This window comes from Bacillus sp. WC2507 (genome assembly GCF_052656125.1).
On sequence record NZ_JBQXPN010000001.1, the window covers coordinates 870,594 to 895,726 of the forward strand.

21 protein-coding genes are annotated in these 25,133 nt (G+C 38.0%); 17 read left to right on the plus strand and 4 right to left on the minus strand.

Going from position 1 to position 25,133, the window contains the following annotated elements; translation table 11 throughout:
• Nucleotides 1–13: 13 nt before the first annotated feature.
• Nucleotides 14–967 carry a 1,4-dihydroxy-2-naphthoate polyprenyltransferase gene (locus ACUN28_RS04690; RefSeq protein ID WP_016085772.1) on the minus strand — a complete coding sequence of 318 codons (954 nt, stop codon included), beginning with the start codon at nt 965–967 and terminating at the stop codon, nt 14–16.
• A gap of 194 nt (nt 968–1,161) precedes the next feature.
• Between ACUN28_RS04690 and ACUN28_RS04695 the strand changes: the two genes are divergently transcribed.
• The 17 genes from ACUN28_RS04695 to ACUN28_RS04775 all read left to right on the plus strand — a co-directional run bounded on the left by ACUN28_RS04695 (nt 1,162) and on the right by ACUN28_RS04775 (nt 20,369).
• Nucleotides 1,162–2,556: an isochorismate synthase gene (locus ACUN28_RS04695; protein ID WP_016085773.1), complete on the plus strand. Its 1,395-nt coding sequence runs from the start codon at nt 1,162–1,164 to the stop codon at nt 2,554–2,556.
• Complete coding sequence (gene menD / locus ACUN28_RS04700) at nt 2,553–4,307, plus strand: 2-succinyl-5-enolpyruvyl-6-hydroxy-3-cyclohexene-1-carboxylic-acid synthase (protein WP_016085774.1); 1,755 nt, start codon at nt 2,553–2,555, stop codon at nt 4,305–4,307. Before ACUN28_RS04695 ends, menD begins: the two co-directional genes overlap by 4 nt.
• Nucleotides 4,304–5,116 (plus strand): 2-succinyl-6-hydroxy-2,4-cyclohexadiene-1-carboxylate synthase, encoded by an 813-nt coding sequence (gene menH / locus ACUN28_RS04705; protein WP_016085775.1) that lies wholly within the window; start codon nt 4,304–4,306, stop codon nt 5,114–5,116. Before menD ends, menH begins: the two co-directional genes overlap by 4 nt.
• Nucleotides 5,117–5,185: 69 nt before the next feature.
• Nucleotides 5,186–6,004 (plus strand): 1,4-dihydroxy-2-naphthoyl-CoA synthase, encoded by an 819-nt coding sequence (gene menB, locus ACUN28_RS04710; protein ID WP_016085776.1) that lies wholly within the window; start codon nt 5,186–5,188, stop codon nt 6,002–6,004.
• Nucleotides 6,005–6,205: 201 nt separating this feature from the next.
• Nucleotides 6,206–7,651, plus strand: a complete 1,446-nt coding sequence (locus ACUN28_RS04715) for an o-succinylbenzoate--CoA ligase (RefSeq protein WP_016085777.1) — start codon at nt 6,206–6,208, stop codon at nt 7,649–7,651.
• The gene (menC, locus tag ACUN28_RS04720) at nt 7,652–8,758 is read left to right on the plus strand and encodes an o-succinylbenzoate synthase (protein WP_016085778.1); all 1,107 of its coding nucleotides are present in this window, start codon (nt 7,652–7,654) and stop codon (nt 8,756–8,758) included.
• Between the two features lie 191 nt (nt 8,759–8,949).
• On the plus strand, nt 8,950–9,648 hold the full coding sequence (locus ACUN28_RS04725) for a response regulator transcription factor (RefSeq protein ID WP_016085779.1): 699 nt from the start codon (nt 8,950–8,952) through the stop codon (nt 9,646–9,648).
• A complete protein-coding gene (locus tag ACUN28_RS04730) occupies nt 9,641–10,747 on the plus strand; it encodes a sensor histidine kinase (protein WP_016085780.1) in 1,107 nt (368 codons plus the stop codon). The genes ACUN28_RS04725 and ACUN28_RS04730 overlap by 8 nt, the downstream gene beginning before the upstream one ends.
• A gap of 82 nt (nt 10,748–10,829) precedes the next feature.
• Entirely contained in the window at nt 10,830–11,690 is an 861-nt protein-coding gene (locus tag ACUN28_RS04735; protein ID WP_016085781.1) for a D-Ala-D-Ala carboxypeptidase VanY, read from the plus strand.
• Between the two features lie 358 nt (nt 11,691–12,048).
• A complete protein-coding gene (locus tag ACUN28_RS04740) occupies nt 12,049–13,149 on the plus strand; it encodes an amidohydrolase/deacetylase family metallohydrolase (RefSeq protein WP_016085782.1) in 1,101 nt (366 codons plus the stop codon).
• Entirely contained in the window at nt 13,127–14,230 is a 1,104-nt protein-coding gene (locus tag ACUN28_RS04745) for a DgaE family pyridoxal phosphate-dependent ammonia lyase (RefSeq protein ID WP_016085783.1), read from the plus strand. The genes ACUN28_RS04740 and ACUN28_RS04745 overlap by 23 nt, the downstream gene beginning before the upstream one ends.
• A 1-nt stretch (nt 14,231) precedes the next feature.
• Complete coding sequence (gene dagF, locus ACUN28_RS04750) at nt 14,232–14,987, plus strand: 2-dehydro-3-deoxy-phosphogluconate aldolase (RefSeq protein ID WP_016085784.1); 756 nt, start codon at nt 14,232–14,234, stop codon at nt 14,985–14,987.
• Nucleotides 14,980–15,996, plus strand: coding sequence for a sugar kinase (locus ACUN28_RS04755; protein WP_016085785.1), 1,017 nt, complete (start codon nt 14,980–14,982; stop codon nt 15,994–15,996). Before dagF ends, ACUN28_RS04755 begins: the two co-directional genes overlap by 8 nt.
• Nucleotides 15,996–16,721 carry a GntR family transcriptional regulator gene (locus ACUN28_RS04760; RefSeq protein WP_000539282.1) on the plus strand — a complete coding sequence of 242 codons (726 nt, stop codon included), beginning with the start codon at nt 15,996–15,998 and terminating at the stop codon, nt 16,719–16,721. The genes ACUN28_RS04755 and ACUN28_RS04760 overlap by 1 nt, the downstream gene beginning before the upstream one ends.
• 680 nt (nt 16,722–17,401) lie before the next feature.
• The gene (locus ACUN28_RS04765) at nt 17,402–18,532 is read left to right on the plus strand and encodes an RNA-guided endonuclease InsQ/TnpB family protein (RefSeq protein WP_016085786.1); all 1,131 of its coding nucleotides are present in this window, start codon (nt 17,402–17,404) and stop codon (nt 18,530–18,532) included.
• Between the two features lie 151 nt (nt 18,533–18,683).
• Nucleotides 18,684–20,009: a gluconate permease GntP gene (gntP, locus tag ACUN28_RS04770; RefSeq protein WP_016085787.1), complete on the plus strand. Its 1,326-nt coding sequence runs from the start codon at nt 18,684–18,686 to the stop codon at nt 20,007–20,009.
• A 168-nt stretch (nt 20,010–20,177) separates the two neighbouring features.
• Entirely contained in the window at nt 20,178–20,369 is a 192-nt protein-coding gene (locus ACUN28_RS04775) for a YjcZ family sporulation protein (protein ID WP_001290399.1), read from the plus strand.
• A 50-nt stretch (nt 20,370–20,419) separates the two neighbouring features.
• Here the strand turns inward: ACUN28_RS04775 and ACUN28_RS04780 are convergent, their stop codons facing one another.
• The 3 genes from ACUN28_RS04780 to ACUN28_RS04790 are packed head-to-tail and all read right to left on the minus strand — an operon-like array spanning nt 20,420 to nt 25,118.
• Nucleotides 20,420–22,393 (minus strand): FtsX-like permease family protein, encoded by a 1,974-nt coding sequence (locus tag ACUN28_RS04780; RefSeq protein ID WP_016136893.1) that lies wholly within the window; start codon nt 22,391–22,393, stop codon nt 20,420–20,422.
• Nucleotides 22,390–23,142: an ABC transporter ATP-binding protein gene (locus ACUN28_RS04785; RefSeq protein WP_000393250.1), complete on the minus strand. Its 753-nt coding sequence runs from the start codon at nt 23,140–23,142 to the stop codon at nt 22,390–22,392. The genes ACUN28_RS04780 and ACUN28_RS04785 overlap by 4 nt, the downstream gene beginning before the upstream one ends.
• Before the next feature lie 20 nt (nt 23,143–23,162).
• Nucleotides 23,163–25,118: an ABC transporter permease gene (locus ACUN28_RS04790; protein WP_016085789.1), complete on the minus strand. Its 1,956-nt coding sequence runs from the start codon at nt 25,116–25,118 to the stop codon at nt 23,163–23,165.
• Nucleotides 25,119–25,133: the final 15 nt, after the last annotated feature.

Here is a 25,133-nt window from a genome sequence, read left to right on the forward strand (position 1 = left end):
AAGCAGCTCCTTTCTATAGGAAATATCCAAGTAATAATCCGATTCCCATGAGGAGACCGAAGATTGTATTTGTTTTTGCTGTTGCAATCATCGCAGGTACCATTTCCATTGGAATACTTTTGCCGATAAAGCCTTTCGTCGCTTTAAATGCTTTCGGTGCGCTCAAAAATACGATAAGCATCCATGGTGATGCGATGTTAACGATAATTAAAGCGATTGTCCAAATGTAGGAAACGATAAACATAGAAGCAAGTACACCAACTGCTCTTTCACGTCCAACGAGAATTGCTAACGTTTTACGACCGTTTTCTTTATCGCCATCTAAGTCACGAATATTATTGGCTAGTAAAATGGCACCAATTAAAATGGAGCTTGGAATAGATAGTAAAATGACTTCTGATGTTACAGTTCCAGTTTGAATAAAGAATGAAATTCCGATAATAATGACACCCATAAATAATCCGGCTGTTAACTCTCCGAATGGTGTATATGCAATTGGAAGTGGGCCGCCTGTATAAAGGTAAGCAACGGCCATACAAACAAGACCGATTGCAGCAAGCCACCAGCTAGAATTCATACAAATATAAACACCTAATAGTATTGCGATGCCGAAAAATCCAAATGCTAAGTTAAGCACTGTTTTTGGCTGAATGCCATCGCGAACGATAGCGCCGCCGATACCAACTGAACCTTCGTGATCGAGTCCTCTTTTATAATCAAAGTATTCATTAAACATGTTTGTTGCTGCTTGAATGAGAAGACAAGCAAGAAGCATTATAAGGAAAAGAGGGAGATGTATTTGATTTATACCTCCGACCTGCATCGCATAGGCTGTTCCGATGAAAACAGGAACGAAAGCTGCTGTTAATGTATGGGGACGTAGTAAACTCCACCAAATGCGCCAGCCTGTTTGTTTACTTGGCTTTGGCGCCGTAGGAGAGGAATTCGTTTCGACGTTCATTTCCATGTTGATTCCTCCTTTGGTCACATATTGTACACAACTAAGTGTAGAAAAAGCATCATTTAGTGTCAACGTTTATTTTCTAGGAAGAGAAGGTGAATTTCTCAGAAATGCTAAACGTTGACAGGCCTTTCGTTTGAGGTGTATCTTAAAATCAAGCGTAATTATGACTATTTTTCGCCCATAGGGGGGAGACAATTGTGATTCAAACGAAACAAATAGGCTTGCAAGAAGTTTTGAGTGCGGCCATTAAGCGTGCAACTGATGAAAAAATATTAGTGAGCTTTGTTAAACAAATAGACTGGATGGATCCGCTTCTGTTTTATGCAGCAGGAAAAAGGATCTCATTCGAAAATAGATGTTATTTTGCAGACCCAGCTCAGCATGTAATATTTGCTGGAATTGGCTCTGTTTTCACTATAGCAACTTCTTCTCACAAACGCTTTCAAACTGCTCGTGACGAGTGGGATAAAGTAAAAGAGAAGGCATTTGTACAAAGAGAAAGATACGAATTTGGAACAGGTCCTCTTTTATTTGGTGGCTTTTCATTTGACCAAGAAAAAGAGAAAACGGACTTATGGAAAGAATTTGATGATACGACATTTTCACTACCGGCATTTTTATTAACTGTAAAAAATGAAAAAGCATGGTTAACAATGAATACATTCGTTTCAGCAACAGATTGTGCAGAAACTCTTTATAACGAAATTGTTTCTTTAGAAGAGAAAATTTTTGAGGAGAGTAAATGTGCACTAGAAGGATCGAAATTAACAGTTACTTCTAAAGTAGAAGTGGATCCGAAAGGCTGGATGAAGGCCATTGAGAAAGTGCAAGATGAGATGAAGCAGGGGAACGTACAGAAGGTTGTATTAGCGAGGGAGCTAAAAGTAGAGATGAATCATCCTATTGATTCTGCTCTTGTTTTAGAAGCGCTTCGCATTGGACAACCGGATTGTTACGTATTTTCTTTTGATTATAAAGGAGCATGCTTCTTAGGAGCGACGCCAGAGAGATTAATTCGCAAAGAAGATGAGAAGTTTACTTCGATGTGTCTTGCTGGTTCAACTGGTCATGGTCAATCTATAGAAGAAAGTAAACAAAATAGTAATGCGCTTCTTCATGATGAAAAGAATTTAGCTGAACACGGTTATGTTGTGAACATGATCAGGTCGGTATTAAATGAGCACTGCGAATCCGTTAATATTCCGGAAAGTCCGGGCTTATTAACAACGAAAAACTTAATTCATTTATATACGCCTGTAGAGGCAAAAGGCGATGCGAGTCTTTTAACAATGGTAGAAGAATTACATCCAACACCAGCTCTTGGCGGGACACCTCGTTTGGAAGCGATGAAACTGATTCGTGATGTTGAATTGTTAGACAGAGGATTATATGGTGCACCGATTGGCTGGATAGATGATGAAGGAAATGGTGAATTCGCGGTTGCACTTCGCTGCGGATTATTAAATGGCGAGAAAGCATCCTTATTTGCCGGTTGCGGGATTGTAATTGATTCAGTACCGCAACTTGAATATGAAGAAACAAGTTTGAAGTTTAGACCGATGCTTGGTGCTTTGGAGGAATTAATGAAATGAACAATCATATAGAAGCATTATCATATTATTTAGGCGCGTTCGTGGATGAACTGACGCGTCTAAATGTATGTGATGTTGTCATTAGTCCAGGCTCACGGTCAACGCCGATAGCTCTACTAATGGAACAACATGAAGGAATGAACACATATTTACATGTAGATGAAAGATCAGCAGGATTTTTTGCACTCGGTATCGCAAAAGCGAAAAAACGTCCTGTTGCATTATTATGTACGTCAGGAACGGCAGCAGCGAATTATTATCCAGCTGTATGTGAAGCTTTTCATTCACGAGTACCGCTTATCGTCTTAACGGCAGATAGACCGCATGAATTAAGAGATGTCGGTGCACCACAAGCGATGAATCAATTCAATTTATACGGTACGTTTGTGAAGCAATTTACAGAGATGGCACTCCCAGAAGCGAGTGAAGCGATGTATCATTACGCTCGCATGACGACGCAGCGCATGATAGCAGGTGCTTGTTTAGCACCACAAGGACCTGTGCATCTTAATTTTCCAGTTCGCGAACCGCTTATCCCGGACTTCTCATTAGAAAGTTTATGGGATAAAGGACGCGGGGAATATACAGGAGTAGTTCAGCAAGGGAACGTGATGATGCCGAGTGAATATGTAGATTCTCTTGTAGGGCGCCTTTCACATATGGAAAAGGGGCTTATTATTTGTGGAGATGATAGCCATTCGGAAATCGCAGCGTTTGCGGCAGAATTAGCTGACAAAACGGGATATCCAATATTAGCGGACCCACTTTCTAATATTCGTAGTGGACACCACGATAAAACGATGGTAATCGACTGTTACGATACATTTTTACGAAATGAGCTGTTAAAGGAAACGTGGAAGCCAGAAGTTATGATTCGCTTTGGCGGTATGCCTGTTTCGAAAGCATTAACGCAGTTCATCAAAAAACAAACGAAAGCCGTTCATATCGTTGTTGATGAATCTGGGCAATGGAGAGACCCAGCTCTTGTTGCGACAGAAGTTGTCCAAGCAAGTGATATTGCATTTTGCAGTGCACTAATAGAAAAAATGCCAGTTATGAAAAAGAATGATTGGTTCGGAATGTGGAAACATATAAACGAAAAAACGAAGGAAACGCTTCGTGAGATGGAAACATATGAAACGGCATTTGAAGGGAAAGTTATTACGGATATTGTCCGCGTATTACCAGAAGGGGCAACGTTATTTGCAAGTAATAGTATGCCAATTCGTGATACAGATTCATTCTTCTTCACATCGGATAAAAATATTCAAGTGATGGCAAACCGTGGTGTAAATGGGATTGACGGAATCATTTCGACAGCTTTAGGAGCGAGCATTATTTGTGAACCGCTCGTATTAGTAATCGGTGATTTATCATTTTATCACGATTTAAACGGATTATTAGCCGCAAAATTACATGAATTAAATATAACAATTGTCGTTGTAAATAATGACGGTGGCGGTATTTTCTCATTCTTACCACAGTATGAGAAAAAGGAACATTTCGAATCGTTATTTGGAACACCGATTGGTCTTGATTATGAGCATGTTGTTAAAATGTACGGTGGTTCATTTAGCCGTGTAAATGGTTGGGAGCAATTCCGAGAAGAGGTACAAAAAGGAACAAGGGCGGAAGGTTTACATGTTGTAGAAATTTGTACGAACCGTGATGAAAACTTAACATTGCACCGTAAATTATGGGCAAAAACGCAGGACGTAATTACTATATCTTTGCAAGGTGAATCAAAATGAACGTAACGCTGCAAGGTGTATCGTATGAATATGAAGTAGTCGGAAGCGGGGAACCACTTCTACTTCTTCATGGTTTTACGGGGAGTATGGAAACGTGGCGTTCCTTCGTTCTTTCTTGGAGCGAGCAGTTTCAAGTCATTTTAGTAGACATTGTTGGGCACGGAAAAACGGAAAGTCCTGAAGATGTGACGCATTATGATATTCGAAATGTGTCATTGCAAATGAAAGAACTGCTAGATTACCTTCATATTGAAAAAGCGCACATACTCGGCTATTCAATGGGCGGTAGATTGGCGATTACGATGGCATGCCTATATCCAGAATATGTGCATTCTCTTTTATTAGAAAATTGTACAGCTGGGCTCAAAAGTGAAGATGAGCGGGAAGAACGTCGTGAAAAAGATGAGCGACTTGCTCATAAAATTGAGCGAGAAGGCATCAAAAGTTTTGTATCTATGTGGGAAAATATTCCGCTGTTTGAAACGCAAAAAAATTTAGCACCAAACCTACAAGAAGCGGTGCGAAAAGAGCGACTTGCTAACAATCCAAAAGGGCTTGCAAATAGCTTGCGCGGCATGGGAACAGGGGCTCAGCCTTCATGGTGGAACGAGCTGCAAAACTTAAAAATGCCTGTTCTTCTAATGAATGGAGAGCATGATGAAAAGTTCTTTCGTATATTAAAAAACATTGAAAAATGCGTCTCTGACGCGAAATTTGTCAAAATTGATGGTGCTGGCCATGCAATTCATGTGGAACAACCGGAAAAGTTTGATACAATAGTAAAGGGATTTCTAAAAACTATGCAGTGATGCTTTTTTCATCTAAGAAGGAAGTTACACTTATAGAGGAGATCAGAAATATATAAGGAGGTAATAGTAATGGCTATTGAATGGGTAACAGAAGGCAATTACGAAGATATTATTTATTCAACATACAATGGTATCGCAAAGATTTCGATTAACCGCCCTGAAGTACATAACGCATTCCGTCCAAAAACGGTAATGGAGTTAATCAATGCATTTGCACACGCTCGTGATGATGCAAATGTTGGCGTTATCATTTTAACAGGTGAAGGTGGACGTGCATTCTGTTCTGGCGGCGACCAAAAAGTTCGCGGTCATGGTGGATATGTAGGTGAGGACCAAATCCCACGTCTTAACGTGTTAGACTTACAACGTCTAATTCGCGCGATTCCTAAACCAGTTATCGCAATGGTAGCAGGTTATGCAATTGGTGGAGGACACGTACTTCATATCGTATGTGACTTAACAATCGCTGCAGACAACGCTGTATTCGGACAAACAGGTCCTAAAGTAGGAAGCTTTGACGGTGGATACGGAGCTGGTTACCTAGCTCGTATGGTAGGTCATAAGAAAGCTCGCGAAATTTGGTACCTATGTCGTCAATATAATGCACAAGAAGCGCTTGATATGGGCTTAGTAAACACAGTAGTACCATTAGAAGAGCTTGAAGCAGAAACAGTACAATGGGCACAAGAAATCTTAGCAAACAGCCCAATGGCACTTCGTTTCCTAAAAGCTGCATTCAACGCAGACACAGACGGTCTAGCTGGTATTCAACAACTAGCTGGAGATGCAACGTTATTGTACTACACAACTGACGAAGCAAAAGAAGGTCGCGACGCGTTCAAAGAAAAACGCAGTCCGGACTTCGGTCAATTCCCTCGTTTCCCGTGATCAAACCAAAAGCGAAGCCGACTGCTTAGCCCCGTTGGCTAAGGTTCTTTCGCACAGAAAGTGTTTTTTACTTTCTCGTGCGGAAGGTTCTTAGACGGAAGGGGCTAGGAGGCGTAGCTAGATGAGATCAACTGGAAACAAAACAACTAAGAGACTTGATGTCATATCAAGTCTCTTTCTTTCATGAAAGGAGAATGGATGATGGAGACGATGCCAAATTGGTTAATGCAACGTGCATTTTTAACACCAGATCGCACTGCAATTGAAATAGAGGAAGAGAAAGTTACTTTTATGGAGCTGCATGGAAAAGTAGTATCTGTTTGTGAGCACCTTTCACATGTTGGAGTGAAGCGTGGGCAAAAGGTGGCTGTTCTGATGAAAAATGGTATGGAGATGATTACAGTTATTCATGCCCTATCTTACGTAGGGGCAGTAGCTGTACTTTTAAATACGCGTCTTTCAAGAGAAGAGCTACTTTGGCAAATGGATGATGCTGAAGTTATTTGTTTAGTGACGGATCAAGATTTTGATGCTAATGCTGTTCCTATCTATTCATTCGCTGAAGTGATGAATGGACCGAAGGCGGAAGCATCTATACAAGAAGAATTCTCTTTAGAAGAAGCGATGACAATTATTTATACGTCAGGGACGACAGGGAAGCCGAAAGGCGTTATTTTAACATACGGGAATCACTGGGCAAGCGCGGTTGGTTCTTCGCTTAATTTAGGACTTCGTGATGATGATTGCTGGTTAGCTTGTATGCCGATGTTCCACGTTGGCGGTCTTTCTCTTTTAATGAAAAACATTATGTACGGAATGCGCATTTTACTCGTTCCAAAATATGATGCGGACTTTATTCATAAAGCACTTCAAACGAGAGGCGTTACGATTATTTCTGTCGTATCAAAAATGTTAACTGATTTATTAGAGAGACTTGGAGAAGGAACATATCCCTCTTCTTTACGATGCATGTTACTTGGCGGAGGGCCAGCGCCGAAACCGTTATTAGAAACGTGTGTAGATAAAGGAATTCCTGTGTATCAAACGTACGGTATGACAGAAACATCATCCCAAGTTTGTACGTTATCTGCAGATTACATGTTAACGAAAGTAGGATCAGCTGGAAAACCATTATTTCAGTGCCAACTTCGTATTGAAAAAGATGGCGTCGTAGTTCCGCCGCATACGGAAGGCGAAATCGTAGTAAAAGGACCGAACGTAACAGGTGGCTACTTTAACCGTGAAGATGCGATGCGTGAGGCGATCAGAAATGGTTGGCTTCATACTGGTGACCTCGGTTATTTAGATGAGGAAGGATTTTTATACGTATTAGATCGCCGCAGTGATTTAATTATTTCTGGTGGGGAAAATATATATCCAGCTCAAATTGAAGAAGTATTGCTCTCTCATCCAGCGGTAGTGGAAGCGGGTGTTGTCGGTATGAAGGACGAAAGTTGGGGCCAAGTACCAGCTGCTTTTGTTGTAAAAAGCGGGGCGGTAACAGAAGAAGAAATTCTTCGTTTTTGCGAAGAGAAATTAGCGAAATATAAAGTGCCGAAGAAAGCGTGTTTCTTAGAGGAATTACCACGAAATGCTTCGAAGAAATTGTTAAGACGAGAGTTAAGACAATTAGTGGAGGAGATGTAGGTGGAGATAAAAAAAGCGACACTTCATATAACGGAAATGCCACTTGTAATCCCGTTTGCTGCAAGCTACGGAACGTATGAAAAGCGTGAGAGTATCGTCATTGAATTAGAAGATATAGACGGATACATTGGATTTGGCGAAGTCGTTGCATTTTCTGAACCGTGGTATACGGAAGAAACAGTGAAGACGGCACTGCATGTACTTCAGGATTTTTTATTACCTGATTTATTAAAGGCTGAAATTTCTCATCCGAATGAAATGCCGAGTTTGTTTCAGCATATAAAAAGAAACCGAATGGCAAAGGCCGGAATTGAAGGGGCTGTTTGGGATTTATATGCGAAGCGTGAAAAGAGCTCATTTGCGACATTGCTCGGCGGAACTAGGTCTGAAATTGAAGTCGGCGTTGTGATAGGGATTAATACAATTCCGGTTATGCTAAAACAAATCGAGCAGTACGCGGAAGAAGGATACGAGCGTTTTAAAGTGAAAATAAAGCCAGAGCATGATTACGGATTATTGAAAGAAATTCGTAAAGAGTTTCCAAGCATCCCGTTAATGGCTGATGCAAATTCAGCGTATACATTAGCTGATGTAGAGAAGTTGAAACGATTAGATGAATTTCAATTAATGATGATCGAGCAACCGCTAGCGGATTATGATTTTCTTGATCATGCACAGTTGCAAAAGAAAATGGAAACGCCAATTTGCTTAGACGAAAGCATCCATAGTTTAGAAGATGCACGCGTTGCGATTACACTTGGCAGTTGCCAAATCGTCAATATTAAGCCGGGGCGAGTGGGCGGATTAACAGAATCTATTCAAATTCATAATTACTGCATGGAACATAATATCCCTGTTTGGTGCGGGGGTATGGTGGAGATGGGGATTTCACGAGCACAAAATGTTGCGCTTGCTTCATTGCCGAATTTTACGATTCCAGGCGATATATCTGCTTCTAGTCGACATTGGGAGAAGGATATTATTTCACCAGAAGTGACGCTTGAGGGCGGGAAAGTGATTGTACCGCAAAGTGTTGATGCTGAGTATGAGGTAGATCGCGGGAGACTAGCAGAAATTACGAAGCAGCGTATTGTTTTTGCGCGATAAATGGAAGTTTCATTGGGCTGCCCGCAAATAACGGGAGGATTTTTTCGGTAAGTCGATATATTTGGAAAATAGCTGATATAATTCTATTTACTAAGGTTGCTCTAACGAGTAGCCTTTTTGTATTGTACAAATTGGCAAGACTAGTTTACAATCGAGCGTATAAAAATGGAATGAAAAAAAGGGGGAGTAAAATGAAGCGCATTTCAATTTTAATAGCGGATGATGAGGCAGAAATTGCTGATTTAATTGAGATACATTTAGAAAAAGAAGGTTACCACGTCGTGAAAGCAGCGGACGGGGAAGAGGCAATTCATATTATTGAAACGCAGCCAATCGACCTAGTTGTTTTAGATATTATGATGCCCAAAATGGATGGCTATGAAGTGACGCGTCAAATTCGTGCGAAGCACCATATGCCAATCATTTTCTTAAGTGCGAAAACGTCTGATTTTGATAAGGTGACAGGTTTAGTATTGGGTGCAGATGATTATATGACGAAACCTTTTACACCGATTGAATTAGTTGCACGTGTAAATGCACAATTACGTAGGTTTCTTACGTTAAATCAACCGAAAGTAGCGGAGAGCAAATCTGCTTTAGCCATAGGCGGAGTTGTGATTGATCCTGAGCGCCGAACGGTAGATGTGTACGATGAGAAAATTGAATTAACGCCAAAAGAGTTTGATATTTTATATTTATTAGCGAGCCATCCGAAGAAAGTGTACAATGTGGAAAATATTTTTCAGCAAGTGTGGGCGGATGATTATTTTGAAGGCGGAAATACAGTTATGGTACATATTCGTACGTTGCGGAAAAAGCTTGGGGAAGATAAAAGAAAGGATAAGTTAATAAAAACAGTGTGGGGAGTAGGGTATACTTTCAATGGCTAAAAAGATGAGAAGTTTTCGCTCGAAGATGGTTATGCTATTTGCGTTAAGTATGATATTAGCTGCTGGCATAACGTATTTCATTTATGAAGGATTACGGATTTATTATAAATTAGTCGTTCGTTATGAGGATCCGTTAGCTCAATTTCGTTCCATGGTAAGACAAATTGGGGATGTTAATTTCTTTTTAATTATTTTCATCCCTCTGTCCATTATGTTTTTCTTCTTCCTTACTAGGCCGTATTTAAAATATTTTGATGAGATTTCAAACGGAATTCATCATTTGGCGAACGGAGATTTTACAAATAAAGTGCGCGTTTCATCAAATGATGAGTTTGGATATATCGCAAGCGAAATGAATGTAGCAAGTGAGAAATTAAAGGAAGCAGTGGAACGAGGAGACTTTGCGGAAAGTAGTAAGGACCAGCTTATTGTTAACTTAGCTCACGATTTAAGAACGCCGTTAACATCTGTTTTAGGTTATTTAGACCTAATTCTTAAAGATGAGAATTTGACGAAGGAACAAATTAAACACTTTTCCACGATTGCTTTTACGAAATCGCAAAGGCTTGAAAGCTTAATTGATGAATTATTTGAAATTACACGTATGAACTATGGCATGTTACAACTAAATAAAAAGCCAATTGATATAAGTGAGCTGCTTATACAGTTAGATGAGGAATTATATCCGTTATTAGAGAAACATCATTTAGAAGCAAGGTTGAATGTTGATCCGCATTTACCGATTAACGGTGATGGAAAATTGTTAGCCAGAGTATTTGAAAACTTGTTAACAAATGCCGTTCGATACGGATATGATGGGCAATTTGTTGATATGAATGGGTATATCGATAATGAAGAAGTTGTCGTACAAGTTATGAATTACGGAGATAGCATTCCAGAAGAAGATTTACCGTATCTATTTGATATGTTTTATACAGGTGATAAGGCAAGATCAGAGCAGCAAGGTGGTACAGGCCTTGGGCTATTTATTGCGAAAAATATTGTTGAACAGCATGATGGGAAGATTTCGGCTGAAAGTAATGTAGTTAGAACAATATTTGAAGTACGATTGCCAAAAGACGAGAATGTAACAATTTAATAAAAATTTAAACTTTATCCCACTTTTTATTTTAATAGTTTTTTCTATTCTATACGTAAGTTACGTTAAGGAGGAACTAGAAATGAAAAAGTGGGTATTTATTTCTCTTTTTATAGCATGCACAATCTGTGTGGGCGTTTATATATCACCGTTATTTCAAAAGGAAATTGATGTGAAAATTGGCGGGGAAAATAGTGCAGGAAAGACTGCAAATATGGAAAAGATAGAGATTACAAAAGAACAAATTTATAAAGGGGATCTATTATTAGTTAATAAAGATTACCCAGTAAAAAAAGATAGTATTAGGTCTGACATTATAAATGTAAATCACAACAGTGAATTAGTAAGAGGTTACGTAATATTTGATAGAAATCTGCGTTTATCAAAGGATATTGTAAAAAAGTTTTTGAACGTTGTCGATGCGGCTGGAAAAGATGGCGTACAACATTTCTTAATGAATAGCGGGTATCGAGATTTTCAAGAGCAAAGTAAATTATATAAAGACATGGGATCTGATTATGCACTCCCAGCAGGATACAGTGAGCATAATTTAGGGTTATCACTCGACGTTGGTTCTACGCAAAAGAAAATGGAGAAAGCGCCTGAAGGAAAATGGATTGAAGAAAACGTATGGAAGCACGGCTTTGTATTACGTTATCCGAAAAATAAAAGCAATATTACAGGCATTCAATATGAGCCATGGCATATCCGTTATGTCGGCTTACCCCATAGTGCGATTATGCAAAAAAAGAATTTCACACTAGAAGAATATTTAGATTTCTTAAAAGAGAAAAAAGAAATTACAACCGATGTGGAAGGTAAGAAATATACGGTTTCTTATTATAAAGTTTCTGGGAATAGGAAAGTGAATGTTCCGGTGAATAAGCAGTATGAAATTTCGGGGAATAATATGGATGGGGTTATTGTGACGGTTCAGGAATAGGAAAAGGGGTTGTTCTGTTTTGGAGCAGCCTTTTCGTATATAAGAAAGGGATTGGCGTTTTTTGTCGGTAAATCGATATTCCTTGTCGAATCGTTGATATATTTTGAGTTATGATAGATATAATTGCAAAATCGTTGATATATTGTAAGTTATGATAGATATATTCGAAAAATCGTTGATATAATTTCCTATATTATCAGCATTTTGAGGAGTATCTTTTATTTCACTTTTAAACATTATAACGTTATATTTACTTCTCCCTTTTTTTGTGTTACGCTAAACGTGTGAAAGACATATAAAATGAAACTTTAATGTAAGCGTATTCTTATGGCTTCTTATAGAAAAGGGTGGAAGTACAATGACAGAACGATTCGTACTACGTAATGTGAAACGTGTGAACGGGGAAGAGATTGACATTGTAATTGAAAATAATAAAATCGCACAGGTGACGAAAGCTGGTGCTGGTGAGGCTGGAAAGGTTCTTGATTACTCAGGTACGTACGTATCGAGTGGCTGGATTGATTTACACGTTCATGCTTTTCCAGAGTTTGATCCGTATGGCGATGAGGTGGATGAAATTGGCGTTAAGCAAGGGGTAACGACAATTGTTGATGCAGGTAGCTGCGGAGCTGATCGCATTGCAGATTTAGTAAAAAGTAGAGAACAGGCGAAAACGAATTTATTTGCCTTTTTAAATATTTCTCGCATCGGTTTGAAACGAATTGATGAATTATCCAATATGGAATGGATAGATAAAGAGAAAGTAATAGAAGCAGTAGAAAAGTATAAAGATGTAATCGTTGGGTTAAAAGCGAGAATGAGTAAGAGTGTCGTTTGTGATAGTGGAATTGAACCACTTCATGTTGCACGCTCTTTATCCCGTGAAACATCATTACCGATTATGGTACATATCGGTTCAGCGCCTCCTCGCATTGAGGAAGTTGTACCTCTTTTAGAAAAAGATGATGTCATTACACATTATTTAAACGGGAAAGAAAATAATTTATTTGATGAAGAAGGCAAACCGCTACCTGTGTTACTAGATGCAGTGAATCGCGGTGTTCATTTAGATGTTGGTCACGGCAATGCTAGTTTTTCTTTTAAAGTAGCAGAAGCGGCAAAGCGTCACGATATTGCCTTTCATACAATTAGTACAGATATTTACCGGAAGAATCGTATACACGGTCCAGTGTATAGTATGGCTCACGTTCTTTCGAAATTCCTTTACTTAGGTTATCCGCTAGAAGAAGTGATTGATGCGGTTACGAAAAATGCGGCAGAGTGGCTAAAAAAACCAGAGCTTGGCCGCATTCAAGAAGGAGATATTGCAAACTTAACTTTATTTACGGTGAAAGATGAGAAGGTTACGTTAATTGATTCAGAAGGGGATCAGCGCATTGCTGAAAGAAGAATTGATACGAAAGGGGTTGTAATCAATGGGTCATTCATTGAATGCTAAGTACGGATTAAAAAGAGTGATTAACGCGAGCGGTAGAATGAGTATTTTAGGTGTATCCGCTCCGACAGATACAGTTATGGATGCGATGAAACATGGTGGACAAAATTATGTGGAAATTGCAGATTTAGTAGATAAAGCAGGAGACCATATTGCGAGAATTCTAGATTCAGAAGCAGCGGTCGTTGTGAACTCAGCATCAAGCGGAATTGCGCTTTCTATCGCTGGTATCGTTACAGAAGGAAATCGCCGTAAAAGTGAAAGACTTCATCAAGAGGTCATCGCGAAAAACGAAGTGATTATGTTAAAAGGTCATAACGTTCAGTATGGTGCTCCTGTTGAAACGATGATTTATTTAGGTGGCGGTAAACTTGTAGAAGTTGGCTACGCAAATGAAGGGAAAGCAGAGCATATTGAAGACGCAATTGGTGAAAATACAGCAGCGATTCTTTATGTGAAGTCTCATCATGCCGTGCAAAAAAATATGATTTCTGTTGAAGAAGCTTGGGAAGTTGCGCAGCGAAATAACATCCCGCTTATCGTCGATGCGGCAGCTGAAGAAGATATTCAAAAATATGTGAAGTATGCAGACCTTGCCATTTATAGCGGTTCAAAGGCAATTGAAGGACCAACTTCTGGTATTGTTGGCGGTAAACGAAAATATATTGAGTGGCTGAAAGTGCAGTTACATTGCATCGGAAGAAGTATGAAGGTTGGGAAAGAAACAACATTTGGTTTACTTCAAGCTCTTGATGAGTACGGAGTAAAAGAAGATAAGAGCCAGCAAGAAAAAGAGTTGTTACAAGTACTTATGCCGCTAAAAGAATTAAACGGCGTACATGTAACGATCGTTCAAGATGAAGCGGGAAGAGCGATCTTTAGAGCTCGTATTCATATTAATGAGAAAGAGTTAAATAAATCAGCAAAAGACGTTGTAACAGCATTACGCGAAGGGGAAATCGCAATTTATACACGTGATTACGGAGTAAGACAAGGATTCTTTGATATTGATCCACGTCCACTTCAAGGTGATGACATACATGTGATTGAAGAAAAAATGAGAGAAATTGTAGGGGGAAACTAAAATGACAAACATTCAAAAACGTTTTTATAAAGGCCGCGTAGCATTAAATGTATTAGCGAACAATATCCAAAACGCGAAAGATATTTTCGAAGCAGCAGAAGGTTACGTAGTAGTCGGTGTTTTATCAAAAGATTACCCAACAGTAGAAGAAGCAGTTACAGCGATGAAAGCATACGGAAAAGAAATTGATGACGCTGTATCAATTGGGCTAGGAGCAGGAGATAATCGTCAAGCGGCAGTTGTAGCTGAAATTGCGAAGCATTATCCTGGTAGTCATATTAACCAAGTGTTCCCTTCAGTTGGAGCAACGCGTGCAAATCTTGATGGAAAAAATAGCTGGATTAATAGTTTAGTATCGCCAACAGGAAAAGTAGGGTACGTAAATATTTCTACTGGTCCCATTAGTGCGGCCGGAGAAGAAAAAGCAATTGTTCCAATTAAAACAGCAATCGCACTTGTACGTGATATGGGCGGAAATTCATTGAAGTACTTCCCAATGAAAGGGTTAGCTCATGAAGAAGAATATCGCGCAGTTGCGAAAGCGTGTGCGGAAGAAGGATTTGCATTAGAGCCAACGGGCGGAATTGATAAAGAAAACTTTGAAACAATTGTACGTATCGCGCTTGAAGCGAACGTAGAGCAAGTTATCCCGCACGTGTACTCTTCTATTATTGATAAAGAAACTGGTAATACGAAAACAGAAGATGTTCGTGAATTATTAGCAGTAGTGAAGAAGCTAGTTGATCAATATGCGTAAGAAAATTGCAGCATTTGGCGAAGTAATGATGCGCCTGCAAGTACCAGGATATGAGTTGTTGTCGCAAGCTAACACATTACATTACTCATTTTCTGGTACAGGTGTGAACGTTGTAGCCGCGCTTTCTCATCTCGGGCATGAAGGATTTCTTATTTCAACTTTACCGGAAAATTCGGTTGGAGATGCTGCGGTATCACACATTCAGAAATTAGGTATTCGTCCTTCGTTTATTTCAAGAGGTGGCAAATATGTCGGTATGTACTTTTTGGAAAATGGATTTGGCGCACGTGCAAGCCGCGTTACATATTCGAATCGATTAGAAAGTAGCTTCAATACGGCACCTGAAGAGATGTATCAATTTGAAGAAATCGCAAAGGAAATTGATATCGTTCATTTTTGCGGGATTACACTTGCGATGAATGATACTGTGCGCCAACATATGAAATCTTTAGCGAAAGCAGTTAAAGAAAACGGAGGCACTGTTGTTTTTGATTGCAATTATCGTCCGTCACTTTGGGGAGAAGACGGATATGAACAGGCGAAATCGCATTATGAAGAAATGCTTGCTCTTGCTGATATCGTTATGATGAACGAAAAAGATGCGATGTTTGTTCTAGGAATGAAAACAGAAGAGACGGAACGAGAGGCTCAACTTGTTGATCTTATTCCAAAAGTAGCTGAAACATATCATATTGCTACAATTGCCGGTACACATCGCTCTATTAATAGTGATAATACACACTCGCTTCGCGGGTTTATATGTAAAGATGGTGCGTTCACTTTTGCAAAAACACTTACGTTTTCTGTATATGATAGAATAGGTGCTGGAGATGCTTATACGAGCGGGATTATTCATGGCGAGATAAAAGAGTTTGCACCAGAGAAAGCTGTTTCATTTGCGTCAGCAGCTGGAATGCTTGCACATACAATCGTCGGTGATACGCCAATTTCATCAGAGAAGGATATACTTCGGGCAATGACGGCATCAGTAGGTGATGTAGAAAGGTAGTGGGTGTAACGGTGAACGTAACGAGGAAAAAAGGACCATTATATTTACAAATAAAAAACATTATTCGTGATCGAATATTGCATGGTGTATATGCGATTCATACGAATATTCCTTCCGAACCGCAGTTAGAAGAAGAGTTCAAAGTGAGCAAAATTACAGTACGAAATGCGATTAAAGAACTCGCTCAAGAAGGGTATTTGGAAAAGAAAAGCGGTAAAGGAACGAAAGTCATCCGTAATACTTCTGCGACAAAACTGTCAAAGGGTAAGAAATTTACAGAAGTGTTAGTGGAAGAAGGATATAAAGTACAGAAGAAATTGCTAAAAGCAGAAATCGTTCAGAATGAAGAAGGAACAGTGCCATTTCGATTATTCGGTAAAGAGAGTTTTCGTATTGAACGTTTATATACGTTAAATGATGCACCGTACATTCATTATACGCACTATTTCTCAGCTAAAATGGCAAGTACAGATTTATCGGACTTTGATCTACAATCGCTTTACGATTTAGTTGAAGACCGAGGTATACATTTAGAAAACTTCAGAGATGAGTTCGCTGTTGGACTTGCGCCTAGTTTCGTTGCAGAAGCGTTAGGCGAAAAAGAGGGGACAGCGCTATTAAAACGTATGCGCTATTCTTACGATGAAGTTGGCGAAGTAATTGAATATAGCGAAGGCTACTACAATACAGAAATGCAGCATTATGTAGTGAATTATGACGTATAAAAAGAGGGGATTTTCCCTCTTTTTTTATAAAGTAAGGGGTAACTAACTGTTACAATTTATTTAACCAATTATAACGAAAGTTAATTAAATATATCAGTAAGCCCTGCTAGTCAAGTGATTGGCTAGTAGTGAGGGTTAACTGCGGGCAATCCCTAAAGCTGATTGAACTACAACGTGGCTAGAAATGGTGAGCGTGAATGTCGCGAAAGCAGAAAAAATCAATCAGATCGTGCAAGGTTAAATCCTAAACACTAGAACAATGGGTCTTCCGCCTCGAATCATCTAAGTCAAAAGTGATAAGATGAACGTTCAACGACTATCTCGTATAACTGACGAGAGTACACCACAAGCCTATGGTGGTGGAAAAATCCTCTATCTCTAAGTAGATAAACATATAGTCTGCGCTCATGTGAAAACATGAGAAGTTCATAAGAGAACTGGCTAAGGAATTGCGTCCTTAGTTGAACGAGATAAATTTTATTAAATCTATCAAACTTCATTGAAAATATCGAACGTACGTGCTATGTCGGGTTCAATGAGGTGAGAATAATAATGAAATTTTCACGAGTTAGTCAAGTGTCAGAATTAACAGGTTTGCATCCGAATAGTCTCAGGAGAATGCTGGTGGAACACGCTACGATTCAGAAGAACAAATCTTTCATTAAAGGAGTTACATTCTGATGATATTGGCGAAGAAAGTTAGACTAATTCCAACGCCTGAACAAGAACAAGTGCTTAGAAACCATGCTGGCGCTGCAAGATTCGCTTATAACTATTGTAAAAGAATGAGTGATAGATACTATAAGCTATTTGGGAAATCTGTTTCACAGTTAGCTTTACAGAAACGATTTACAAAGATCAAGAAGCGAAAGAGATATGAGTGGTTAAAAGACATTAATGCACAAGTTCCTAAACAGGCTTCAAAAGATTTTGATACGGCGAGGAAACATTCGTTCAAAAAGTACAAAAATGGTTATCACACTTCTTATAAATCCAAAAAAGATTTAATCCAAGGATTTTATGCCAATTATGAAAGACTGATTATAGGCAAGAAAGTAGTTCATATTCAGTCCATTGGAGAAGTGAAAACAAGCCAACAACTACCAAGAAACAAAAAGCCATCAAATCCAAGAGTTACCTTTGATGGTCGTCACTGGTGGATGAGTGTAGGATTCCAAGAAGACTTTGAATCAAAGGAACTAACGAATGAGTCGATTGGTGTGGATGTTGGTTTAAAAGAGCTGTTTGTAGCTTCTAATGGTACGAAAGAACGAAATATAAACAAAGATGCCAAGATTAAAAAACTTTTGAAAAGGAAAAAGTCAGCGCAAAGAGATATGTCTAGGAGATTTAAAAAAGGTGTAAAAATTCAATCTGCCGGATATGAAAAAGCGAAAACTGAGCACCTGCGGTTATCTAGGAAAATTACGAATATCCGAAATAACCATATCCATCAAGCAACAGCTAAATTGGTGAAAACCAAACCAATGAGGATTGTTGTGGAAGACTTATCTATCTCAAACCTGTTAAAAAACAAAAAACTATCGAAAGCATTTTCCTTTCAAAAATTACACTTCTTCTTTCAATGTTTGTCATACAAGTGCGAGAAGTATGGCATTGCGTATGTAAAAGCTGATAAATGGTTCGCCTCAAGCAAGATTTGTTCATGTTGCGGAGTAAAATACGACCATTCAGTTCAACCAGAAGGACAGTGGAGTTTAAAAATACGTGAGTGGCGTTGTGTTCCATGCAATAGCCATCACGATAGGGATGTAAATGCGTCGATAAATTTATCAAGATGGGTAAAATAAATGCTTGATAATAGGAGGTAACGATACTGCCTCGTGTGGAGTGTTATACCCCTCGTCCCTTCGGGGTTGCGAGAACACGCTGAAGCACTAACTTGTGTAAATTTGATTGAATTGTATAGATTTAGTTAAGTTTATCGTATCGGAATGAGAGATGGATATATACTTATTAATCGTCACGTTACTTGCAATCGCCATTGTTATTTTAGGGGTATCATGGTGGAAATGGCATGCATTTATTAGTTTAACAGTTGCGAGTTTATTTTTAGCCATCATGTCTGGACTGAATTTAACGAAGATAGTGACTGCCTATGAAACTGGTGTTGGTAGTGTACTAGGGCATTTAGTTGGTATTTTAGCTCTCGGAACAATTTTAGGTAAAATGATGTCCGATTCAGGGGCCGGCATGCAAGTGGCAGATTTCTTTATTCGATTTTTCGGTGTGAAGAAACTACCTTGGGCTATGTTATTTGCAGGATTTGTTATAGGGATTCCTGTGTTTTTTGAAGTGGGTATTGTCATTTTATTACCACTCGTTATTTCCATTCGAAAAACGACGAAGCAAAATATATTATTAATCGCATTACCTGTTATTGCGGGATTATCTATTGTTCACGGGCTCGTGCCACCACATCCAGGGGCGATGACAGCAATCGGTATTTATAACGCGAACTTAGGAAAAGTACTTTTATATTCATTAATTATCGCGTTACCAACAGCTATTATTGCAGGACCAGTATTTGCAAAGTGGGTACATAAGAGGGTTATACCTGAAAATGAACCAGAGCTTGTTCGAGTTACGACTGTATCAACAGACTTACCGAGTCGTAAAGTTTCATTCTTTATTATTTTATTACCAGTTGTATTGATGATTTTATCAGTAGTTGCACCGTATATTTCATTACCGAAAAAGATAACTGAATTTTTTGTATTTATAGGGAGTCCAGTAATTGCTTTACTTATTTCATGTTTCGCAGCATTTTATTTACTTGGAATAAGACAAGGAATTAATAAAAAGATGATTAAAAAATTAACGGATGACAGTTTATTACCGGTCGGTTCCATTATTTTAATTATCGGTGCAGGAGGTGGATTTAAACAAATCTTAATTGAAAGCGGCGTTGGAACGGCGATTGCGCAAATGGCAGAACATATATCGTTATCACCAATTGTATTAGCTTTCATGGTAGCTGGATTAATTCGAATTGCAACAGGTTCAGCGACAGTAGCGTTAACGACAGCAGCAGGAATTGTTTCACCAGTTATTCAGCACATGTCTGGTGTGAATTTGGAGTTGCTTGTTATTGCAACCGGCGCAGGATCATTAATGTTTTCTCACGTAAATGATGCAGGGTTCTGGCTCGTAAAAGAGTATTTAGGTTTGACGGTGAAGGAAACGTTTAAAACGTGGACCGTGCTGGAGACGTTATTATCATTTATTGCATTTGGTTTTGCACTTTTATTGAATATGTTTATTTAGAAGATACCTTAATTGGTATCTTTTTTTGATGAAGCCCAATTTCTAAAACAAGCCCGTTTTTATGTAAGCCAAGCTTCCGATTTGCCCTGAAAACATAATATAAATGGAATCCCCTCATTTAGAACAAGAGGAACTTGTTATGAATGATACTAAAGGAGGAATAGGGTAATGAGCGAAAAGTGTGAACACAGACATGATGATTGTAACCGCAGACATGGGTGCGGAGGCGGTTTTGCGCTTCTAATCGTATTGTTTATTTTATTAATTATCATCGGTGCTAGCTGCTTCGGCGGAGGCGGTTCTTGTGGATACGGTGGTTACGGCGGTTACGCAGGCGGCTATGGTGGATATTGCTGCTAATTAAAAACTATTGAAAATGGCCTTGTGCAATATGCACAAGGCCATTTTATTCATATCTTGATATGCTGTGATAATTTATTAATGTACAGAGAACGGATTAAGAAGAAGAAAATAATCTCGATAATCCCGAACAACGTAAGTATAATGATTAATTCTTTTAATAAAGGAAAAGCAAACATGCTTTGTAGAAACTTAATCGCAAATATTGTATGAATACCAGCAACGATATAAGGAATGAAAAATAAAATTCCTAATTGAATCGTTGCTGAACGAAACATTTCCGATTCTGTTAAGCCGAGTTTTGTAATTGTAATGTACTTTTGTTTTTCGGTCGTTAAGTCATTATACATACGGAAGTATAAAACACTAGCTGCCCCGATAAAGAAAATAAAGCCAAGAAACGCCCAAATAAAGAAAGTAGCAATTGAATTGCCTTTACTGTAGTGTAGATCATCCGCGGCTGTAGAAAGGGAAAATGGGACTTGAGCATCTTCTTCTTTATGTTTTTCATAAAAATCACGCACATCTTCACTTATAGTATGCGAAATATTTTTTGTCGGAGTAATTGAATTTTCCCAGTTCTCCACAAAAAAATTATATAGCGTTATTGTTTCAATATGAGGAATCAAATTATCAATTACAGTATCTTGAATAACAATTAAATGGGGTAATAAGAAAGACGGCTCTATCCCTTTATTAATAAATCCTTTAATAGAGAACTCCTTTTTATTTGATCCGAGTGTAATTGTATTTTGTTTTGCAAATGGATTTGATACAAGATTTAAGAGTTCTGGCGAGTAACGAGAAATAATATAAACTTGTGTAGAATCAAGAGTTATTGCTGGTCTCTTTAATTGTTTGGCGAGTATGTTATAGTCACTCATTTTCATAAGAACAACGTCTTCTTTTAAAGCTGTATCTTTTAATACTGTAGATTTGTATTTATTGTATTGAAAATTAGCATTTGTAAGCTCCTTTTCAATTGTAGCAATGTGTTTTTGCTCTAATGCATCTTCACCTTTGGTTACGTATGTGAAGGGGAAAGGATATCGTTCTAATATCGAAGCTTTTGTATTGTTATTAGCGGCAAATAATCCGATGATAATTGTAAATGCAAGTGCTGATAACATAGAGACGATAAAGAGAACATTAATATTACTACGAGTACGGCTAGTTAAATCTGAAATCCATAACATATTTATTTGCTTCATATAAAACTTTCTTCGTCTTTTTAAAATGAAGATAAAGAGAAGAAATGTTTGCGAAAAGAATAGATATGTCCCGACTACTACGAGAGGCAAAATAGATAATATAATAAAGACTACAGAGCCATTCTGTACATTTTTTTCTGTTACGTAGCCTTGTGGATAACCGGCGATATAATAACATAATGTTAAGCAAATTAAAGCAAATATCGAAATAAGTATAGATGGTTTCTTTTCTTTGTCTCCTTTTTTTGTCCCCTTAATGAGCTGTGTTGTTTTACGAGTACGAATGAACATCGGTGTAAACGTAGAAACGATGAAAAATAAAATGATAAACGTTACTGTTGTAACGATGATTGCTTCTGTTGGCCAATATAAATAGAGACCTTTTGCATTTGTTAATTTAGAAGTAACGAGTAAGAAAAAGTTAGAAAAAACAAGACCGCCTTGAATACCAGCAAAGATAGCTAGTATTCCAATAATCATATTCTCAGTAAACAAAAGGCGTTTTAATTGTTTGTGTGAAATACCGAGAACAGTTAAAACGCCAAATTGTTGTTTCCGGACATTTAAAAATGTCCCGATAGAATATAAGAGAAAGAAGAACGAGAACAAAACGATAACAAACTGTGCCATGCCAGCTAAGTTCATGAGCGGATCTTGTTCCTGCAATTTATTCATAATTTGTAAGCGCGGATGATACGCGTATACAGTAAATGAAAAGAAAACCATGATAGAAAACGCACTACTTACAAAATAAGCGAAATATGCTTTCGAATTGCGCGAGACATTTTTAAATGCGAATTGCCAAAATGTCATCCACGTCTTCCTCCTAATAATGCTAAAACATCTAATATTTCTTGATAAAACTTCTCGCGATATAATCCGCGGTGTAGTTCGTTGTAAAGCTCGCCATCTTTAATGAAAATGACGCGGTTACAATAACTTGCTGCAAACGGATCGTGCGTAACCATTAAAATCGTTGCATCTTCTTCTTTGTTTAATTTCGTAAATAGCTCCATTACATCAATTGCTGCTTTTGAATCTAAGTTTCCTGTCGGTTCATCGGCAAGTAGAAGGGAAGGATGATGAATAACAGCACGTGCTACTGCGGTACGCTGTGCTTGTCCTCCTGACACTTCAAAGATACGCTTGTCTAAAATATGATCAATTCCAAGCTTTTTTGAAATGTTATCAAGCTTTTCATCCATTTCTTTTAATGGAACATTATCTAATGTTAAAGGTAGTACGATATTTTCACCGATTGTTAGTGTATCTAGTAGGTTAAAGTTTTGGAAAACAAACCCTAACTCTTGGCGGCGGAAAATAGCTAACTTTTCCCTACGAAATGTGTGCGGTTTTTTTCCGTTAATCACGACATCACCAGAAGTAGGGGAATCAATTGTAGAGATAACGTTTAAAAATGTAGATTTACCGCTACCAGATGGCCCCATGATAGCAACAAATTCACCTTTATCCACGTGTAAATTTATATTTTTTAAAGCAGTATGAGGGACTTTTCCTTCATACACTTTTGAAACGTTTTTTATGTGTAAAACTTCTTCCATAGTAATCACCTTTCTGCTTTTTAAAACTTAATGTGTTGTGATAATTTTTGCATATAGAAGGAACGAATTAAAAGGAAAAATAAAATTTCAACTGTTCCAAAAATCATAAGTACGACTGTAATTTCAGCGAAGAACGAGAGATGTAATATGTCTTGTAGCATCTTTGTCGCAAACATCGTATGGATCGATGCCATAATGTAAGGGACAAAAAAAAGAATCGCAAGCTGAATTGTCGCTGAACGTTTCATCTCAGCTGCAGTTAAACCAATTTTCGTAATCGTTACATATTTTTCTTGCTCATTTGTTAAATCTGTATACATCCGGAAGTAAAGAACACTACCAGCACCGATAAAGAAAATAACACCTAAGAAAGTACCAATTAAGAAGAAGGAAGCGACATTTAGTTTCGTTTTGTATAGAGAATCGCTTGCTTCACTTGCATGAAAAGGTGGGTGCTCTGCTTGAATTGCGGCATTGTCATTATCAATTTTTGTTATAAATGCCGAACCGATGTTATGTGCTTTTTCCCAATCGTAAACTTTAAAGCTATATACACTCATTTGTTTTGAAACGGTGGATAATGCTTCTACATTTTCATCAGATAGTATGAGCAATTGGTATATTAAGCGATTTGGGAATGGGTTATAACCTTTATATTCTTTCACTTGTAGTTGTAAATTGTTTTGAGTAAGTGTAAGAGTATTTTTCTTTTCTTGATTATGAAGTGTTCCAATAACCTGATCATCTAAGTCTTTCATAAGAATATAAGATTCATTCTTATTCACCGTGAGCGTTTCCCAATTTAAAGCCTTAGCAAGTACATTATAGTCACTTTGTTTAATGGCATAATAGAGCTGCGTGTTATCTTCAGCTGAAGATACTTCATATATATCCGTTTTAAATTTTGTATAAGTAAAGTGCTCTTCATTAAATTTTTGCTCTAACCAGTTTAAATGTTCATCAGCTAACGTATTTTCAGTATGAGATAAATACGTAAACGGGAAAGGGTTTTTCCTAATTTCATCAAACTTTGTAAACTTCCCGAATCCATATAAGAATGTAATCATTGTAAAAGCGAGCGTCGATAGCATCGCTACTATAAAGAGCATATTAATATTCGTACGAATGCGCGATGCTAGATCAGAGATCCAGAGCATATTAATTCGTTTCATGTAAAACTTTCTTCGAGTTTTTAAAATACGAATAAGTAAAAAACTAATTTGTGAAAAGAAAAAGTATGTTCCAGCTGCAATAAGCGACGGAATGACAAATATACTAGAGATGGCATATAAAAGCCCAATGATGTCACCTAGCGACATAAAATACAGCGGATTTGCGGCTAACGCATATCCAGATATTAAACACGTCGCACCAAATAGAGAGATGAGCACGGATGCTTTTCTTTCCTTTTGTTTTGTTCCTTCTTTTAGAAGTCGTACAGCTTTTCTCGTACGAATGAGCATCGGTGTAAAAGATGATACGAGAATGAAGAGCCCAAGAAAGATGATAATCGTTAAAACGATAGCACTTGTAGGCCAATATAAGTATAAACCAGGTACATGCGTAATTTTGGCCGTAACTAATAAAAAGAACTGTGAAAAGACAAGTCCAAGTTGAATACCAAAAAATATGGATAGGACACCAATTAGCATGTTTTCTAGAAATACGAGCCTCTTTAATTGCTTTTGAGATATGCCAAGTACTGTTAAAATCCCAAATTGTCTTTTTCGTACTTTTAAGAAAGTACCAATCGAATATAGTAAAAAGAAAAATGAAAAGAACACAATGACAACTTCTGAAATTGTCATTAATATGCTTAGAGCATAATTCACGTCTGTCGTGTGCAATTTAGGATGAAATAAATAAACTGCAAATGAGAAAAAAATTGCGATGGAGAACGCACTGCTTACAAAATAGGCGAAATAAGCTCTGGCGTTCCGTGTGACGTTTTTAAATGCAAACTGCCAAAATGTCATTCACCTAGACCTCCT

Excerpts from the sequence above, each read along its gene's own strand:
- ACUN28_RS04690 (WP_016085772.1), bottom strand. The coding sequence starts at position 967 with ATGGAAATGAACGTCGAAACGAATTCCTCTCCTACGGCGCCAAAGCCA.
- menD (WP_016085774.1), top strand. The coding sequence starts at position 2,553 with ATGAACAATCATATAGAAGCATTATCATATTATTTAGGCGCGTTCGTG.
- menH (WP_016085775.1), top strand. The coding sequence starts at position 4,304 with ATGAACGTAACGCTGCAAGGTGTATCGTATGAATATGAAGTAGTCGGA.
- menB (WP_016085776.1), top strand. The coding sequence starts at position 5,186 with ATGGCTATTGAATGGGTAACAGAAGGCAATTACGAAGATATTATTTAT.
- ACUN28_RS04715 (WP_016085777.1), top strand. The coding sequence starts at position 6,206 with ATGGAGACGATGCCAAATTGGTTAATGCAACGTGCATTTTTAACACCA.
- ACUN28_RS04725 (WP_016085779.1), top strand. The coding sequence starts at position 8,950 with ATGAAGCGCATTTCAATTTTAATAGCGGATGATGAGGCAGAAATTGCT.
- ACUN28_RS04730 (WP_016085780.1), top strand. The coding sequence starts at position 9,641 with ATGGCTAAAAAGATGAGAAGTTTTCGCTCGAAGATGGTTATGCTATTT.
- ACUN28_RS04735 (WP_016085781.1), top strand. The coding sequence starts at position 10,830 with ATGAAAAAGTGGGTATTTATTTCTCTTTTTATAGCATGCACAATCTGT.
- ACUN28_RS04740 (WP_016085782.1), top strand. The coding sequence starts at position 12,049 with ATGACAGAACGATTCGTACTACGTAATGTGAAACGTGTGAACGGGGAA.
- ACUN28_RS04745 (WP_016085783.1), top strand. The coding sequence starts at position 13,127 with ATGGGTCATTCATTGAATGCTAAGTACGGATTAAAAAGAGTGATTAAC.
- dagF (WP_016085784.1), top strand. The coding sequence starts at position 14,232 with ATGACAAACATTCAAAAACGTTTTTATAAAGGCCGCGTAGCATTAAAT.
- ACUN28_RS04755 (WP_016085785.1), top strand. The coding sequence starts at position 14,980 with ATGCGTAAGAAAATTGCAGCATTTGGCGAAGTAATGATGCGCCTGCAA.
- ACUN28_RS04765 (WP_016085786.1), top strand. The coding sequence starts at position 17,402 with ATGATATTGGCGAAGAAAGTTAGACTAATTCCAACGCCTGAACAAGAA.
- gntP (WP_016085787.1), top strand. The coding sequence starts at position 18,684 with ATGGATATATACTTATTAATCGTCACGTTACTTGCAATCGCCATTGTT.
- ACUN28_RS04775 (WP_001290399.1), top strand. The coding sequence starts at position 20,178 with ATGAGCGAAAAGTGTGAACACAGACATGATGATTGTAACCGCAGACAT.
- ACUN28_RS04780 (WP_016136893.1), bottom strand. The coding sequence starts at position 22,393 with ATGACATTTTGGCAATTCGCATTTAAAAATGTCTCGCGCAATTCGAAA.
- ACUN28_RS04785 (WP_000393250.1), bottom strand. The coding sequence starts at position 23,142 with ATGGAAGAAGTTTTACACATAAAAAACGTTTCAAAAGTGTATGAAGGA.
- ACUN28_RS04790 (WP_016085789.1), bottom strand. The coding sequence starts at position 25,118 with ATGACATTTTGGCAGTTTGCATTTAAAAACGTCACACGGAACGCCAGA.